15 protein-coding genes are annotated in these 15,604 nt (G+C 54.1%); 10 read left to right on the forward strand and 5 right to left on the reverse strand.

All coding sequences use genetic code 11. The annotated features are described in order from the left end of the window. Window positions 1-160: 160 nt before the first annotated feature. Together mgtE and R3I13_RS20790 are read right to left on the reverse strand one after the other, a co-directional pair. Window positions 161-1,537 (reverse strand): magnesium transporter, encoded by a 1,377-nt coding sequence (gene mgtE / locus R3I13_RS20785; RefSeq protein ID WP_346319896.1) that lies wholly within the window; start codon window positions 1,535-1,537, stop codon window positions 161-163. Window positions 1,538-1,568: 31 nt separating this feature from the next. Beyond that, window positions 1,569-2,468, reverse strand: a complete 900-nt coding sequence (locus tag R3I13_RS20790; RefSeq protein ID WP_346319897.1) for a bestrophin family ion channel — start codon at window positions 2,466-2,468, stop codon at window positions 1,569-1,571. 64 nt (window positions 2,469-2,532) lie between these two features. On the opposite strand from R3I13_RS20790, the gene R3I13_RS20795 reads away from it, so the two are divergent. The 8 genes from R3I13_RS20795 to R3I13_RS20830 all read left to right on the forward strand — a co-directional run bounded on the left by R3I13_RS20795 (window position 2,533) and on the right by R3I13_RS20830 (window position 10,537). Then, window positions 2,533-2,922 (forward strand): SET domain-containing protein, encoded by a 390-nt coding sequence (locus R3I13_RS20795; RefSeq protein ID WP_346319898.1) that lies wholly within the window; start codon window positions 2,533-2,535, stop codon window positions 2,920-2,922. Window positions 2,923-2,994: 72 nt separating this feature from the next. Continuing rightward, window positions 2,995-3,501: a MarR family transcriptional regulator gene (locus tag R3I13_RS20800; RefSeq protein WP_346319899.1), complete on the forward strand. Its 507-nt coding sequence runs from the start codon at window positions 2,995-2,997 to the stop codon at window positions 3,499-3,501. Continuing rightward, on the forward strand, window positions 3,498-5,066 hold the full coding sequence (gene hutH / locus R3I13_RS20805; RefSeq protein ID WP_346319900.1) for a histidine ammonia-lyase: 1,569 nt from the start codon (window positions 3,498-3,500) through the stop codon (window positions 5,064-5,066). The genes R3I13_RS20800 and hutH overlap by 4 nt, the downstream gene beginning before the upstream one ends. Continuing rightward, the gene (gene hutU, locus R3I13_RS20810) at window positions 5,041-6,714 is read left to right on the forward strand and encodes a urocanate hydratase (protein WP_346319901.1); all 1,674 of its coding nucleotides are present in this window, start codon (window positions 5,041-5,043) and stop codon (window positions 6,712-6,714) included. Before hutH ends, hutU begins: the two co-directional genes overlap by 26 nt. A gap of 23 nt (window positions 6,715-6,737) precedes the next feature. Continuing rightward, window positions 6,738-7,943: an imidazolonepropionase gene (hutI, locus tag R3I13_RS20815; RefSeq protein ID WP_346319902.1), complete on the forward strand. Its 1,206-nt coding sequence runs from the start codon at window positions 6,738-6,740 to the stop codon at window positions 7,941-7,943. Between the two features lie 21 nt (window positions 7,944-7,964). Beyond that, window positions 7,965-8,954, forward strand: a complete 990-nt coding sequence (gene hutG / locus R3I13_RS20820) for a formimidoylglutamase (RefSeq protein ID WP_346319903.1) — start codon at window positions 7,965-7,967, stop codon at window positions 8,952-8,954. A 17-nt stretch (window positions 8,955-8,971) separates the two neighbouring features. Then, window positions 8,972-9,460 (forward strand): metallophosphoesterase family protein, encoded by a 489-nt coding sequence (locus R3I13_RS20825; protein WP_346319904.1) that lies wholly within the window; start codon window positions 8,972-8,974, stop codon window positions 9,458-9,460. 30 nt (window positions 9,461-9,490) lie between these two features. Further along, window positions 9,491-10,537: a DUF4421 domain-containing protein gene (locus tag R3I13_RS20830; RefSeq protein ID WP_346319905.1), complete on the forward strand. Its 1,047-nt coding sequence runs from the start codon at window positions 9,491-9,493 to the stop codon at window positions 10,535-10,537. 3 nt (window positions 10,538-10,540) lie between these two features. Here the strand turns inward: R3I13_RS20830 and R3I13_RS20835 are convergent, their stop codons facing one another. Both R3I13_RS20835 and R3I13_RS20840 read right to left on the reverse strand, forming a co-directional pair. Further along, window positions 10,541-11,170: a hypothetical protein gene (locus R3I13_RS20835; protein WP_346319906.1), complete on the reverse strand. Its 630-nt coding sequence runs from the start codon at window positions 11,168-11,170 to the stop codon at window positions 10,541-10,543. A 275-nt stretch (window positions 11,171-11,445) separates the two neighbouring features. Further along, the gene (locus R3I13_RS20840) at window positions 11,446-13,722 is read right to left on the reverse strand and encodes an aconitate hydratase (protein ID WP_346319907.1); all 2,277 of its coding nucleotides are present in this window, start codon (window positions 13,720-13,722) and stop codon (window positions 11,446-11,448) included. A gap of 186 nt (window positions 13,723-13,908) precedes the next feature. Here R3I13_RS20840 and R3I13_RS20845 point away from each other — a divergent pair, with 186 nt between their 5' ends. Further along, window positions 13,909-14,130 carry a PspC family transcriptional regulator gene (locus tag R3I13_RS20845; protein WP_346319908.1) on the forward strand — a complete coding sequence of 74 codons (222 nt, stop codon included), beginning with the start codon at window positions 13,909-13,911 and terminating at the stop codon, window positions 14,128-14,130. Window positions 14,131-14,247: 117 nt separating this feature from the next. Next, complete coding sequence (locus tag R3I13_RS20850) at window positions 14,248-15,054, forward strand: DUF4382 domain-containing protein (RefSeq protein ID WP_346319909.1); 807 nt, start codon at window positions 14,248-14,250, stop codon at window positions 15,052-15,054. Window positions 15,055-15,115: 61 nt separating this feature from the next. Here R3I13_RS20850 and R3I13_RS20855 read toward each other — a convergent pair whose 3' ends face one another. Next, window positions 15,116-15,517, reverse strand: coding sequence for a hypothetical protein (locus tag R3I13_RS20855; RefSeq protein WP_346319910.1), 402 nt, complete (start codon window positions 15,515-15,517; stop codon window positions 15,116-15,118). Window positions 15,518-15,604 lie beyond the last annotated feature (87 nt).

The raw sequence follows: 15,604 nt of genomic DNA on the forward strand, positions 1-15,604 counted from the left end.
GGAGCAGCAGAGAATACTATGCAACAGAAAGTGCGGCGAAGCAATCTCCTCCGATATTGGGCCGTCCCATTCAATACCGGAGATTGCTTCGTCGCCCCACCCGCTTTGGCTCCGCTGCTTCTCGCAATGACGGTCTTTCCGGGTCAACGTTGGCTTATCGTTACAACAAAATCCCTTTCAGGAAAACATATGCCACCGTGAAATAGATCAGCAAACCGGTAACGTCTACCAGCGTGGCTACAAAAGGCGCGGAAGAGCTGGCCGGGTCGGCACCTGCGCGTTTCAGTATCAAAGGCAGCATGGAGCCCGATAGTGTGCCCCACAGTACTACGCCGATAAGGGAAACGCCCAGCGTAAGCCCGATGAGGATGGTATGGTCGCCATAGGTATGAAAGAAAGAATTCCAGACCAGGATGCGGATAAAACCGATCAGCCCCAGCACGCTGCCCAGCATAATGCCGGATAGGATTTCCCGCCGCATCACCCGCCACCAGTCGCTGATGGTAAGCTCCCCGAGGGCCATGGCCTGTATAATGAGCGTGGAAGCCTGTGAGCCGCTGTTGCCGCCGCTGGAAATAATAAGCGGGATGAACAGCGCCAGCACCACGGCTTTGGCGATCTCGTCCTCGAAATAGGTCATCACGGAAGCGGTGAGCATTTCCCCGATGAATAATATCACGAGCCAGCCCACGCGCTTTTTGATTAGACGCAGCAGGGGCATGTCCAGGTAAGGTTCGTCCAGCGCTTCGGTACCGCCGATCTTCTGGATGTCTTCGGTATGTTCTTCATTCGCGATCCAGAGGATGTCGTCTATCGTTACGATGCCCAGCATCACGCCGTTGTCGTCGGTTACGGGCAGGGCTACACGGTTTTCGAGCCTGAACACCTGGATGGCTTCTTCCTGGTCGTCGTTTACCTGCAGCGCCACAAAGCGGTCGTCCATGAGCGTTTCCACCACGGTGTCCGGCTGTACGAGCAGGAATTCCCGGATCCGGAAATCGTCCAGCAGCTTACCTTCGTCGTCGATAATATAGATCACGTCGATGGTTTCTGAATCGCGGCCGTACATGCGGATGTGGCTCAGCACCTGCGATACGGTCCAGTGAGCTTTTGCGGCAATGTAGTCCGGCGTCATGATGCGGCCTACGCTGTTTTCCTTGTAACCCAGCAGGGAAAGGGTCACTTTCCTTTCTTCGGGGTCCAGCAGTTTGATGAGCTCCTGTACGGCCTGGCTGGGCAGTTCCTGGAGGAAGGCAGTGCGGTCGTCAGGGGGCAGCTCGTTGAGCAGCTCGGCTGTTTTATGTGCGGGCAGGGCGCGGATAATGTCTTCCTGCGTGGGGAATTCCAGGATCCTGAAAGCCGCGGCCGCGCGGCCAAGGGTAAGGTGATTGATGATCTCTATCGCATCGTCGGGCAGTTCGTAGATCAGCTCTGCAATGTCTGTAATGAGCTGGTCGTCCAGGAAAGCTTTCAGCTCCCGGTGGTCCTGCTCTTTGATCAATTGTTCAAACCTTTCCAGTAATGCGGTGTTTTCCATAATCTCCTGACTCTTGGGCGAAAATAGGCAATTACAATATCTCCTGTACGTGCTTGCGGATATTGGCGCTGATCGTTTCCGTAGGCAGGTCGTTGGCGTCCTTGCCGAAAGGGTCTTCGATCTCTTCCGCGATCAGCTCAAGGCTGGCCAGTACGTAGAAGATGAACACCACCATGGGCACCACGAGGTAACCCAGGCCGAATACATATCCCATGGGCAGCGTCATCACGTAAAAAAAGATGAACTTTTTCAGGAACACGCTGTAGGAGAAAGGGATCGGCGTATTCTTGATCCGTTCGCAGGCGCCGCAAATGTCCGTAAACGATTCCAGCTGCGCGCTGATGGTGATCAGCTGCTCGCCGGAAATGACCTGCTGGCGGTACAGTTCATTGGCTTTCTTTAATATTAGCGTGGCAATATAATTTGGGATATGAATGCCCGTAGCCAGTTTTGTTTTGTCTTCTTCGCTGAGACCTTCCATTTTACCGGGATGATGTTCGCCCCTCAGGTGGTCTTTCAGGGCATAGGCGTAATTGGGGATCATGTTGCGGAAAAAAGCCACAGCGGGGTGGCCGTGAGGCAACATCGCCTGTATCTTAATGGCCAGGTTACGGCTGTTGTTCACCAGGGCGCCCCACTGCCTGCGGCCCTCCCACCAGCGGTCGTAGGCCGTATTGGTGCGGAACACGAGCAGCAGCGAGATCACGAAGCCCAGCAGCCCATGCATGCTGGTGATATTTTTGATATGGTCCTTCTCTGAAAGTTTAAATACTTCCAGTTCCAGCCAGGCAATGGCAGTAGAGTACACCGCCATGGCAATGAACATGGGGAACAGCTTTTTTACCGTGTCTGCCTGATGGATGCGAAAAATAAAGGTGAACCAGTCGCGCGGGTTATAGTTGATCATACCTGCAAAAATAATATCATTCATCGTTATTTTGATAACTGGCGGTATTAGTGTTATTTTACGCCTTCTTATTATTTAGTGAGTTTTTATGATCAAGCCGTACTTGTACATTCAAAAGACAAAAGAAAAAGGCCGTGGTGTTTTCACCAACGAACCCATCCCTGCTGGCACCGTCATCGAAGTTTCTCCCGTGCTCGTTTTATCCAACTCGGATACCGGCATCGTGGATAAAACAAAGCTGCACAATTACATCTTCCTCTGGGGTGTAAGGGAAACCCGCTCCTGTATTGCTCTTGGCTTTTGCTCCATCTACAACCACGCTTACGAGCCCAATTGCGAGTATGAAATGGATTTTGACGCCGAGACCATGGCCATCAAAACACGCCGCGCTATCAAAAAAGGCGAGGAGCTTTCCATTAACTACAATGGAGACGTAGAAGACAAATCCGAAGTTTGGTTCGATGTTAAGAAAAAATAAACCCTGAAAAATCCGGGCAGTATGTGCCGGATTTCTTAATATTGTAATTATATAAGCACTTATATAATTTACATGAGCTTCTATCCAAAACTCGGTTACCTGATATTCGGCAGCCGGCTCAGGCGCCTAAGCGAATACTTCCTCGCAGAGGTCAACAAAGTATACGCACAGGCCGGTATTGCCTTCGATGCCAGCTGGTTCCCGCTGTTCTACCTCCTGCAAAGCAAAAGCCAGCTTACCCTGATGGATATTTCCAATGAGCTGGAAGTATCCCACTCCGCCGTCAGCCAGCTGATCACCAACCTCAAAAAGAAAGGGCTGGTAAAAACGAGCCGCTGCGAGGAAGACGGCCGCCGCCAGTGGGTGATGCTCACCAAAAAAGGGACAGAGCTGCTGCAGGAAGTGCTGCCTGTATGGAAAGGAATAGAAGCGGCCATGGAAGAGCTTGTATCGGAAAACAAACAAAGCAGCAAAATACTGGAAGCCATCGGCGCGCTGGAACGGGCGGTGGAAAACGATCCGCTGGCCGGGCGCATCATGCGTGCCATGCCCATCCACACCAAAACAATCCATTCATGAGCCAGGTATTCAAATACGGCGAAGACCGCCTGACGGTAACTACAGCCCTGGATATTGCAGCAGGGCGCATCCGCGGGGTCATCTCACCAGCCGTGATGCAGCGCATCAACACCAGTCACGCACACGTGCAGGCCATTGTGCAGGAGCACAGAACGGTTTATGGCGTCAACACGGGCTTCGGGCCTTTATGCGACACGAAGATCTCCGAAGAAGACACGCGGGCGCTGCAATACAACATTCTTCAAAGCCACAGCGTAGGCGTGGGCGCGCCCATCCCTGAAGAGGTGGCGCGGCTGATGCTCATTACCAAAGTGCAGGCCCTTGCGCAGGGCTACTCCGGCGTGAACCCCGCCACGGTAGAACGCATCATCTGGCACATCGATGAGCGCATTACACCGCTGGTGCCGGAGAAAGGAAGCGTAGGCGCTTCGGGCGACCTCGCTCCATTATCGCATCTCTTCCTGCCGCTCATTGGCCTGGGGGATGTGTATTACAAAGGCCGCGTATTGCCCATGGCTGAGGTATTGCAGCTGGAACAGAAGCAGCCGGTAGTGCTGGGCCCCAAGGAAGGGCTGGCGCTGATCAACGGCACGCAGTTCATTCTTTCCTTTGCCGTTACCGCCGTGGCTAAGCTGTACAACGCGCTGGAAGCCGCGGACATCATCGGCGCGCTTTCACTGGAAGGGCTCATGGGCACTGCCAAACCCTTCGACCCGCGGCTGCACGCCATACGGCCCTACGCCGGCAATCAACTGGTAGCCCAGCGCCTGGATACGTTATTGAAAGGTTCCGAGATCATGGCCTCGCATGCGGACTGCGGCCGCGTGCAGGACCCGTATTCCCTGCGCTGCATCCCGCAGGTGCACGGCGCTTCCCGCACCGCCTGGAAGCATCTGCTGGACCTTACAACCATAGAACTGAATGCAGTCACAGATAATCCCATCATCTTCTCCGAAACAGACACCATCAGCGGCGGCAACTTCCACGGCCAGCCCCTGGCGCTCCCGCTGGATTATGCTGCAGTAGCGGCTGCGGAGCTGGGCAATATTTCGGACCGCCGCTGTTATATGATGATCGAAGGGCGCTTTGGATTACCGAAATTACTGATCGAAGATGCGGGCCTGAACTCCGGTTTTATGATCCCGCAATACACCACCGCGGCGCTGGTAACGGAGAATAAAACGCTCTGCTTCCCCGCCAGCGCAGACAGTGTGCCCACTTCGCTCGGGCAGGAAGATCATGTGTCTATGGGTTCCATCAGCGGGCGCAAGCTGGTGCAGATCATCGGCAATCTTGAATACGTCCTCGCTATCGAATTGCTGTATGCGACGCAGGCAATAGATTTCAGAAGGCCGCTGAAATCCGCGCCGGTACTGGAAGCCTGCCAGCAGTTCGTGCGCAGCAGGGTAAGCTTTGCGCGGAAAGACCGCATCTTCGCCAACGATATCAATATTTTACATAAGGTCATTGCAGACCAGTCTTTTGTACGCGCGGCCAACGAAGCGGCTGCGGCTCACCAGATCAATTTAAACGGTTCGTATGAAGAACAATTCAGACTTTCTTAACACGTATGCGGCGCATCCGCATTATAAAGCCCCGCGCGGCACAGAGCTGCATGCGCGCAGCTGGCAGACCGAAGCGCCCCTGCGCATGCTGCTCAATAACCTGGACCACGAAGTAGCCGAAAACCCGGACGAGCTGGTCGTTTACGGCGGCATCGGCCAGGCGGCGCGCAATCGCGAAGCACTGCAGCAGATCATTCAAAGCCTGCTCACGCTGGACGAAGAACATTCTCTTTTGGTACAATCCGGCAAGCCGGTAGGCATTGTGCGCACGCATCCGCAAGCGCCGCGCGTGCTGTTGGCCAACAGCAACCTCGTGCCCAAATGGGCCACCTGGGAGCATTTCAACGAACTGCGCGCGAAAGGCCTGATGATGTACGGGCAAATGACCGCGGGCAGCTGGATCTACATCGGCACACAGGGCATTTTGCAGGGCACCTACGAAACCTTTGTGGAATGCGGCCGCCAGCACTTCGGCGGTGATCTGAAGGGCAAACTGCTCGTTACCGCGGGCATCGGCGGGATGGGCGGCGCACAGCCGCTGGCAGCCACCATGGCCGGGGCAACGTTCCTCGGCGCTGATGTAGACCCGGCACGTTTGCAAAAACGCATAGACACGAAGTACCTGGACCGGATGACGCATTCCTACGAAGAAGCCGTGCAATGGATCAACGACGCACAGGCGAAAGGTGAAGCGGTTTCAATAGGCCTGGTAAGCGATGCCGGTGATATGCTGGAAAAGCTGCTGGCAGATAATATCATACCGGACATCCTTACCGATCAAACCTCCGCGCATGACCCCGTGAACGGTTATGTGCCGAATGGATTAAGTCTTGCCGAAGCTGCATCGCTCCGCAAAAGCGACCCGGCGCAGTACAAGGAACTATCGCTCAAAAGCATGGCCCGCCACGTAGGATTCATGCTGGAACTGCAAAAGCGCGGATCCGTTACATTCGACTACGGCAACAACCTGCGCGAGTTCGCGAAGGAAGGCGGGGAAAGCCATGCATTTGATTTCCCCGGTTTTACGCCCGCTTACATCCGCCCGCTGTTCTGCGAAGGCAAAGGCCCGTTCAGATGGGTGGCCCTTTCCGGCGATCCCGAAGATATTTATACGACAGACCGTGCGCTGATAGACGCATTTCCTGATAACAAGCCGCTGCACAACTGGCTGCAAAAAGCGCAGGAGCGTGTGGCCTTCCAGGGATTGCCCGCGCGCATCTGCTGGCTGGGCATGGGCGAAAGGGAAAAGGCCGGGCTCATTTTCAATGAGCTGGTGCGCAGCGGCAAAGTAAAAGCGCCTATCGTGATCGGCCGCGATCACCTGGACTGCGGCTCCGTGGCATCGCCCAACCGCGAAACGGAAGCCATGAAAGACGGGTCAGACGCGGTTTCCGACTGGACGCTGCTGAACCTCATGAGCAACACCGCCGGCGGCGCCACCTGGGTGTCTTTCCATCACGGCGGCGGCGTGGGCATGGGTTATTCGCAGCATGCGGGCATGGTGGTGCTGGCCGATGGTACAGACCGTGCGGCTGCCTGCCTGAAACGCGTGCTATACAACGATCCTGCGATGGGAATTTTCCGCCATGCAGACGCCGGTTACGAAAAGGCCCTGGAAGTGCGGGACCAGTTCGGGCTGGGGTTATAACATCAACCTGAAACAACAAGCATATGAAGCTCATAGGCCCATTCATACAGGCGTTGCCGTTAGCAGGCCTGCCGCTCAAAGGCCCCCTGCGCGATGAAATGCTGGAAGTGATCGCAGATGCGGGCGTGCTGGTGCAGGACGGGAAGCTGCATGCTTACGGCAACTTCAACGAACTGCGCAAACAGCATCCCGGCGCGGATCTTGAGTTCATGGACGAGCCGCTGGTACTGCTGCCCGGGTTTACGGACTGCCATACGCATATTTGTTTTGCCGGCAACAGGAGCCGGGATTACGCTATGCGCATCGCCGGCAAATCGTACCTGGACATTGCGCGCGCAGGCGGCGGTATCTGGGATTCGGTTACCAAAACCCGCGAAGCGGACATCACCGAGCTTACCGAAAATACCGTGGCACGGACCAACCGCCACCTCAAAGACGGCGTGACCACCATTGAGATCAAAAGCGGTTACGGCCTCAACCTCGAAACCGAACTGAACATGCTGCGCGCCATCCGCCAGGCCGGGTTGTATACAAAAGCTTCGCTGGTGAGCACCTGCCTGGCTGCGCATATCCGTCCCCGTGATTTTGACGGCGACGAAAAAGCATACCTGCAATGGATCCTGCGCGAACTGCTGCCTGCCTTGCAGGAAGAGCATTTATGTGAAAGAGTGGATATTTTTATTGAAGAAACAGCCTTTCCTGTTGCCGCTTCATTGTCGTTCCTGAAAGAAGCCGCTGCCAAAGGCTTCCGGCTCACAGTGCATGCAGACCAGTTCAGCAGCGGCGGGTCAGGCGTTGCAGTGGAAGCGGGCGCTTTGTCCGCAGATCATCTTGAAGCATCTACGGAGCAGGATTTACGCAGGCTGGCTGCTTCAGATACGGTAGCTGTTGTGCTGCCCGGCGCGTCGCTGGGCCTGGGCATGCATTATGCGCCTGCGCGCAAGCTGCTGGATGCGGGCGCCTGCCTGGCCATTGCCAGCGATTGGAACCCCGGTTCCGCGCCCATGGGCGATCTGCTGATGCAGGCTGCCGTGATGAGCGCAGCGGAGAAATTATCCACCGCTGAAGTATTGGCGGCGCTCACTTCCCGCGCAGATAAAGCGCTGGGCATAACCCGCGGCGGCGCGGACCTGCAGGCCTATCCCTGCCGCGATTACCGCGACATCCTGTATTACCAGGGAAGGATGAAACCCGCTTTCGTGTGGAAGAACGGGGCGATGTGTGAATAATTAACATCAAAACAAGCACCTATGACATTGGTATGTTATCAGCCACCAATGCCAGGCAGCTGGCAGGGAAGGGTGGATGGAGAAGAGCCGGGCCTGCTCCGCTGGCACCAGTTGGTCCAGCCTGTTGACCTCAGCCGTGATCCGTTACCATTGCTCACTGCAGGCCGGAAAGGAATTGCGTTCCTGGGCTTTGCTTCAGATGAAGGCGTGCGCAGGAACAAAGGCAGGACTGGCGCTGCGGAAGGACCTGCCGCTTTAAGAAAGGCCTGCTCCAATTTTCCGGTGCATTTCAGCGGGCATGTGCTGGCCGATGCGGGAACCATTACCTGCGAAGACCGCCAGCTCGAAATGGCGCAGGATGCATTGGCTGCAACGGTAGGCCACATACTGGAAGCAGGTTACCTGCCTGTTGTTTTCGGCGGCGGGCACGAAGTAGCATACGGGCATGAAAAAGGCATCCGTCATTTTTTCAACGGCCGGCAAACCGGCATCATCAACTTCGACGCGCATTTCGACATCAGGGAACCTGATGAGAACGGTCCCAGCTCCGGCACCGGCTTCTGGCAGATAGCGCAGGAACGGCATGCGGCGAAGGTCCCCTTTCATTACCTGGCGCTGGGCATACAGCAGAACAGCAACACGCCGAAGCTGTTCCAGGCCGCGGAAAATTCCGGCGCAGATCACCTCCCGGCATCCCTGTTCCAGCAAAAGTACCACGACCAGCTGATCGGTGCCATCCAGGCGTTTATCCAGCGCACGGACCGCATCTACCTCACCACCTGCCTCGACGTATTTGCCGCGCCCTACGCGCCCGGCGTGAGCGCCACCGCCTACAACGGCCTCGTGCCGGATGCGCTCTTCCTCGATTGTTTCAGGACCGTGCTGCGGAGCGGCAAGCTGGCCGGCACAGACATCGCGGAGCTAAACCCTTCCCTGGACCAGGACCAGCGCACGGCCAAACTGGCGGCGTCGCTGGTGTTTGAAGTGGTGATGAATTATTTTACAAGATAGTTTTCTACATTCGCAGGATGAAGATCGGTTTGATGTCTGACACGCATGGGTACCTCCATCCGAAAGTGTTCCATTATTTTGAGAATGTAGACCAGGTATGGCATGCCGGCGATATCGGCAGCGTTGAACTGGCGGACCAGATGGAAGCCTTTAAGCCTTTCAGGGCAGTGTATGGCAATATCGACGGGCATGAACTGAGGGCACGCTACCCCGAACATGCCCTGTTCATTTGCGAAGGCGTGAAAGTGTGGATGACGCATATTGGGGGTTATCCGCCCAGGTACACCCCGGAAATAAAACCATACATTCAGCAAAAGCGCCCGAAACTATTTATTACCGGGCATTCCCACATCCTTAAAGTAATTCCCGATCCGGCATTACAATTGTTACACATTAATCCCGGCGCCTGCGGGAAGCAGGGCTGGCATAAAGTAAAAACACTCGTGCGGTTCGACCTGCTGAATGGTGAGATCAAAAACCTTGAAGTGATCGAATTGCCGGACTGATTGTATATTTAAAGGACCTACAGACTGTTTATGAAATTACCCGTTCTTGCGTGGATACTGATCCTGTTGCTCTGTTCAGGCGCTGCGAAGGCCCAGGAGAATTCCATACTTAAATGGCTGCGTACTGCTAATGACAGCAATTACGTGGAAGATCATACGAACGACCTTACCGTCAGGTTGCTGGGCACCCGCAAATACACCTACTGGGACATGCGCGACAACCGGATCGACGAGGAAGTGCGTTATCGTCCCAATGCCAGCAACAACGTGGGCTTTGGCTTCAATTACAAATGGCTGGGCCTCAACTTTGCGTTCGATCTTCCTTTTATTAACAACGATGATGACAAATATGGCAAAACGAAGTTTCTCGATCTGCAATCGCATCTTTACCTGCGTAAGCTGGCTGTAGATTTCTACGCGCAGTACTACAAAGGTTTTTATGAGGCTGCCGATGCCAAAAGCGCCGTAGTGATACCGGCGATTTCTTTCCGGCCGGATATCATCAACCGGGACCTGGGGTTGAATGTGCAGTATATCTTCAACGACGAGCGTTTTTCCTACCGCGCTGCTTTCCTGCAGAATGAATACCAGAAGAAAAGCGCGGGCTCCTTCCTGGCCGGCGCTGAAGTCTTCGTATGGGAGATGCGCGGCGATTCAGCCCTGGCGCCCGTTGCGGCGCAGGAAGACGGTTTTTACGACGGCCTTCCCTTCACCCGGACATCCCAGCTCAGCCTGGCCGTTAACGCCGGTTACGCTTATACGCTGGTGATAGCGAAACATTTCTTTGTGACCGCTTCCCTGGCCGGCAGCGTAGGCGCCAACCGCACTGTTTTCCGCTTCGGCGACGGGCGCCCCCGCGAAAGCGGTTTTAACTGGCAGCTCAACCGCACCGTGAGATTCGCTGCAGGCTACAATTCCAGCTATTATTATTTCGGCGTGCATTATACAGACATGTCTACACGCGGCGGAACACCCGTGCCCCGCACCAGCCAGACTTTCGGGACGGGTAACCTGCGTCTCAGCATAGTAAAGCGCTTTAAGCTGAAGAAGACCATTCTTCCGGCGATCTTCAAATGACCGTCAAAGCGATTCCAGCTCCCGTTCAAGGTTCTCCCTTGCCTTCAATTCATACTTTTCACGGAAAATAGCAGTGCGGTAAATGCCCGGCTGCGCCAGGAAATGCTGCAGCACTCTTTTGCGCCCCCTGCGGTACATGAAGCCGGGGTATATGTCGAATTCTTTCCTGATCTGTTTCGTATACGCGTCGTAGCGGTCGGGCAGCGCGCCAAGGATGTGCAGGTCGAAGTCCAGCAGGAAATCCAGGTCGGGGTCTGCCAATGGGTTCTGGTGGCCCGCGGTGGCGAGAATGAAGCGGTATACCTTCTGGGTTTTGTCTTCAGGGTAACCGGCTTTGGTTAAATAAGCGGCGGCTTCTTCGGCGCTTCTCAGCTCATTGTCTTTCCGCGTGACCCTGTAGATAATATCGTGAAAATAAATGGCATAGATGATACTGTCGTTGTCCATGATAAGGGGTGCATATTGTTGCTGAAAGCAGATGAGGTCGCTGAGATGATCGATATTATGGTAATAACGTCCATTGGCGCTGTATTGGCGGATGATCCTCTCAATAGCAGGCCTGGCGGCAGCGGAGTTTGCCGTGGTGCGGTGGGAGAGCAGCGCCCAGTATTTTTTGATCTCATCAATATGCATGGCCGGTACAATGGAATGAAGGGTGGGTGAACATGTTTAATTTCGCAAATAATGGGCCAGGGATGGGTAACTGTTGCCAGTTTTAGCTACCCTGGCGGCATATTTTAACATTATGCTAAGGAAATTCACTCCTTACATCCCGCTTTCAACAATAGCGTCTTCCATTATCTGCAATTACCAGTCAATCGCCAAATACAGGAAATAACGGCATTGTATAAACGAAAACAGGCTGTCCCGGAAGGGACAGCCTGTTTTCAATATCGGAATTAATATGCTTAATTCTGTTTTGCAGCGGCAAACTGCGCGCGGATCACGTTAAGCGCACCGCCTGCTTTGAACCATTCGATCTGTTGTTCATTGTAGGTGTGGTTCACAGTGATAGCATCCTGCGTACCGTTCTTGTGGTTCAGCACCACGGTGAGCGGCTTGCCGGGAGCGAATTCGGTGAGGCCCAGGATGTCGATGCTGTCATCTTCCTGGATCTTTTCGTAATCGTCCTTGTCGTTGAAAGTAAGTGCCAGCATACCCTGTTTTTTCAGGTTGGTTTCGTGGATACGGGCGAAAGATTTCACCAGTATCGCGCGGACGCCCAGGTGGCGGGGCTCCATGGCTGCGTGTTCACGGCTGGAACCTTCACCGTAGTTCTCATCGCCCACTACTACAGAACCGATGCCTGCGGCTTTGTAAGCGCGCTGTGTGGCGGGAACGGCGCCGTATTCGCCGGTCAGTTCGTTCTTAACGGTATCTGTTTTGTCGTTGAACGCGTTCACCGCGCCAATGAGCATGTTGTTGGAGATATTATCCAGGTGGCCGCGGTATTTCAGCCAGGGGCCTGCCATGGAGATGTGGTCGGTGGTGCACTTGCCTTTTGCTTTGATGAGCAGTTTCAGGCCTTTCAGGTCAACGCCTTCCCATGCCTTGAAAGCTTCCAGCAGCTGCAGGCGGTCTGACGTGGGGGATACGATCACCTGTACGCCGCTGCCGTCTTCTGCAGGGGCCTGGTAACCGGCGTCTTTCACGTCGAAGCCTTTGGGAGGAAGTTCAAAACCGGTGGGCTCATCCAGCTTCACGTCTTCGCCTTTCACGTTCTTCAGCGTGTCTGTCATCGGGTTGAAGGACAGGCTGCCAGCGATAGCCAGTGCGGTCACGATCTCGGGAGATGCAACAAACGCGTGGGTAGAGGCGAGGCCGTCGTTACGTTTGGCGAAGTTGCGGTTGAAGGAAGTGATGATGGAGTTCTTGCGGTTGGGATCGTCGATATGACGGGCCCATTGACCGATACAGGGGCCGCAGGCGTTTGCCAGCACCACGCCGCCGATCTGGTCGAACGTATCCAGCAATCCGTCTCTTTCGATGGTATAACGTACCAGCTCGGAACCGGGAGTGATGGTGAATTCTGACTGAACTTTCAGTTGTTTATCGATCGCCTGTTTGGCCAGGGAGGCTGAACGGCTGATGTCTTCGTAAGAGGAGTTGGTGCAGGAACCGATCAGGGCTACTTCCAGTTTTTCGGGCCAGTTGTTTTCCTTTACGGCCTGTGCGAATTTGGAGAGCGGCCATGCCAGGTCCGGCGTAAAAGGACCGTTCACATAAGGCTCCAGCTCGTCCAGGTTGATCTCGATCACCTGGTCGTAGAATTTGGAGGGGTCTGCGTATACGGCTTCGTCAGGACGGAGGTGTTCCCTTACGCCATCTGCCAGGGCGGCAACTTCCGCGCGGCTGGTGATCTTCAGGTAATCGCTCATTTTGGTGTCGTACGCAAATACAGAGCAGGTAGCGCCGATCTCAGCACCCATGTTACAGATGGTGCCTTTACCGGTGGCGCTCAGGCTGTCTGCCCCTTCGCCAAAGTATTCCACGATGCAGCCCGTACCGCCTTTAACGGTGAGGATGCCTGCCACGCGGAGGATCACGTCTTTGGGAGAAGCCCATCCACTGAGCTTGCCGGTCAGTTTCACACCGATCAGCTTGGGCATTTTCAGTTCCCATGCCAGGCCGGCCATAACATCCACCGCGTCTGCACCGCCTACGCCAATGGCGAGCATGCCGAGACCGCCCGCGTTGGGGGTATGGGAGTCTGTACCGATCATCAGGCCGCCGGGGAACGCATAGTTCTCCAGTACCACCTGGTGAATGATACCGGCGCCCGGTTTCCAGAAACCGATGCCGTATTTATCTGAGATCGAAGCGAGAAAATCGTAAACTTCCTTGTTGGTGTCGATAGCGGTGGCAAGGTCTTGCGCAGCGCCCGTTTTCGCCTGGATCAGGTGATCGCAGTGAACAGTGGAGGGAACCGCCACAGATGCGCGGCCGCAGGTCATGAATTGTAAAAGGGCCATCTGCGCCGTCGCGTCCTGCATGGCAACACGGTCCGGGGCGAATTCCACATAGGATTTACCTCTTTCGAACGGTGTAGCGGTAGGAGCGTACAGGTGAGCATATAAGATCTTTTCAGCCAGTGTAAGCGGGCGACCTAACAGTTTACGGGTAGCTTCCACTTTACCCGGTAGTGCCGCATACAATTTTTTAATCATGTCAATATCAAACACCATGGAAATAAATAATTTAAGAGCTATTACGTTAAAAATTGCACGGCGAAGTTAATCATTTTCGTAAAGTTTTTAAAGTTAAGCGTGAGGCACAAAGCGTAGAATTGTTTTGTTATTTAGCCAGATTTGGAATAAATTTGATATATAAGAACCGGACATATGCCACCGGTTTTTCCGAAATAACGAACGATGAACAAGATCAAAGACTTTGTGGAATGGAAGGCTTTCGGCGTTTGTACCGCCCTGGGGAATAAACTGGGTATCGCTACCTCCCGGATCCGGATATTTTTCATTTATGCCACTTTTCTCGCGATGGGTTCCCCCCTCATCGTATATATGATCCTTGCCTTCTGGATGAACATCAAAAATTATATCATGAACGCGCGCCGCAACCCCCTGCGCTATCTCTAACTGTGCCAATTACTTATACACATTTCTAAAAAAAATAATCTTTCCATTAAACTTTACGGAAAACTGCCCATCTAACTTGTAAGTGCGTGCACGAAAATGCAAACCATAAACAAGTATATGATGACAATTACATTGAAAAACCTGGCCCTGGGCGCAGTATTGCTTGGGAGCCTTGCGAGCTTTTCATCCTGCAACAAGAACGATGGCAACGGTTCACAAACAGCCCGGCTGCAAATTGCATTGACCGACGACCCGGGAGACTACAAAGAAGTATGGATCGATGTGAAAGAGATCCGCTTCAACACTTCAGATGCCGATGACCAGAACTGGGTGCCCCTGGCAGGTGTGAAATCCGGCATGTACAACCTGCTGGACCTGGTGAATGACAAAGACACCGTGCTGGCCGATGCGGAAATACCCTCCGGCAAACTGAGCCAGATCCGCCTGGTGTTGGGAGACAACAATTACATTATTACCAATCGCGGCGAAAAACTGATGCTGACCACTCCCAGCGCACAGCAATCCGGCCTGAAGCTGAACATCCACCAGCCCGTTGTTGGCGGTATCATCAACAAACTGACGCTCGATTTTGACGTAGCCAAATCCATCGTGGAAGCAGGGAACAGCGGGAAGTACATCCTGAAACCCGTGATCCGCGCCGTATTGACGGCTGTAGGCGGCAACATCAAAGGATTTGTGCTGCCTGATTCGGTGCAGACGGCTGTGATTGCCATCCAGGGGCCTGATACCATCGCCAGCACCTACACTTCCGCGGGCGGTTACTCTATCCGCGGACTGGAGGCAGGTACTTACTCCCTGCATTATATTCCTACTGATACACTGTTCAAAAAGTTCGTGAAAGACGGAGTGACCGTATCTCTTGGCCAGGTGACCACTGTAGACACGGTTAGGTTGCAGAAGTGATTGATTACCGGTTAAAAAAAAGCCGCCCCGGAATTTTCCGGGGCGGCTTTTTTTATGCGTTTTATTCGAGATGAAAGAGCGTCATGCCCTGGTAGTGATTCTGCAGTTCATGCACCATTAAGCTGCCCGCGATGTTGCGCGTCTCGTCCCGGTAATGGAGGATGGTATGAGGCTGCTCCCCGTCCTGCAGCAGCACGGTGAAGGGGCCGCGTACCCATGCCTGGCCGCTGCCGTTGATGGGCGGTTCTTCCGTTTTTTTGAATTTCAGTTTCACGAGCTGTTCTTCCGTGAGAGGGATGGGGAAAAGATCTTCAGGTACGTACCAGTTTTCCTGGTCTGCCTGGTTCAATACGCATGCCTGGCCCGCCGGAAGGTCCAGCTCCAGCACTTTGCCTTCAGACAACTGTTCTTCAAACTTCGCCAGCACTATATCACCTGCTTTTAATTGGTGCAAATTAATCATGGTGCTATTTTTAGTGTACCATGAATTTACTGGAAAATCCGCGAATTTAAAAAGCAAAAAAGGCAGAACCATTGCGGGCTCTGCCTT

It is taken from the genome of Chitinophaga sp. YIM B06452, from assembly GCF_039655965.1.
Lineage (GTDB): Bacteria > Bacteroidota > Bacteroidia > Chitinophagales > Chitinophagaceae > Chitinophaga.

Excerpts from the sequence above, each read along its gene's own strand:
- mgtE (WP_346319896.1), bottom strand. The coding sequence starts at position 1,537 with ATGGAAAACACCGCATTACTGGAAAGGTTTGAACAATTGATCAAAGAG.
- R3I13_RS20790 (WP_346319897.1), bottom strand. The coding sequence starts at position 2,468 with ATGAATGATATTATTTTTGCAGGTATGATCAACTATAACCCGCGCGAC.
- R3I13_RS20795 (WP_346319898.1), top strand. The coding sequence starts at position 2,533 with ATGATCAAGCCGTACTTGTACATTCAAAAGACAAAAGAAAAAGGCCGT.
- R3I13_RS20800 (WP_346319899.1), top strand. The coding sequence starts at position 2,995 with ATGAGCTTCTATCCAAAACTCGGTTACCTGATATTCGGCAGCCGGCTC.
- hutH (WP_346319900.1), top strand. The coding sequence starts at position 3,498 with ATGAGCCAGGTATTCAAATACGGCGAAGACCGCCTGACGGTAACTACA.
- hutU (WP_346319901.1), top strand. The coding sequence starts at position 5,041 with ATGAAGAACAATTCAGACTTTCTTAACACGTATGCGGCGCATCCGCAT.
- hutI (WP_346319902.1), top strand. The coding sequence starts at position 6,738 with ATGAAGCTCATAGGCCCATTCATACAGGCGTTGCCGTTAGCAGGCCTG.
- hutG (WP_346319903.1), top strand. The coding sequence starts at position 7,965 with ATGACATTGGTATGTTATCAGCCACCAATGCCAGGCAGCTGGCAGGGA.
- R3I13_RS20825 (WP_346319904.1), top strand. The coding sequence starts at position 8,972 with ATGAAGATCGGTTTGATGTCTGACACGCATGGGTACCTCCATCCGAAA.
- R3I13_RS20830 (WP_346319905.1), top strand. The coding sequence starts at position 9,491 with ATGAAATTACCCGTTCTTGCGTGGATACTGATCCTGTTGCTCTGTTCA.
- R3I13_RS20835 (WP_346319906.1), bottom strand. The coding sequence starts at position 11,170 with ATGCATATTGATGAGATCAAAAAATACTGGGCGCTGCTCTCCCACCGC.
- R3I13_RS20840 (WP_346319907.1), bottom strand. The coding sequence starts at position 13,722 with ATGGTGTTTGATATTGACATGATTAAAAAATTGTATGCGGCACTACCG.
- R3I13_RS20845 (WP_346319908.1), top strand. The coding sequence starts at position 13,909 with ATGAACAAGATCAAAGACTTTGTGGAATGGAAGGCTTTCGGCGTTTGT.
- R3I13_RS20850 (WP_346319909.1), top strand. The coding sequence starts at position 14,248 with ATGATGACAATTACATTGAAAAACCTGGCCCTGGGCGCAGTATTGCTT.
- R3I13_RS20855 (WP_346319910.1), bottom strand. The coding sequence starts at position 15,517 with ATGATTAATTTGCACCAATTAAAAGCAGGTGATATAGTGCTGGCGAAG.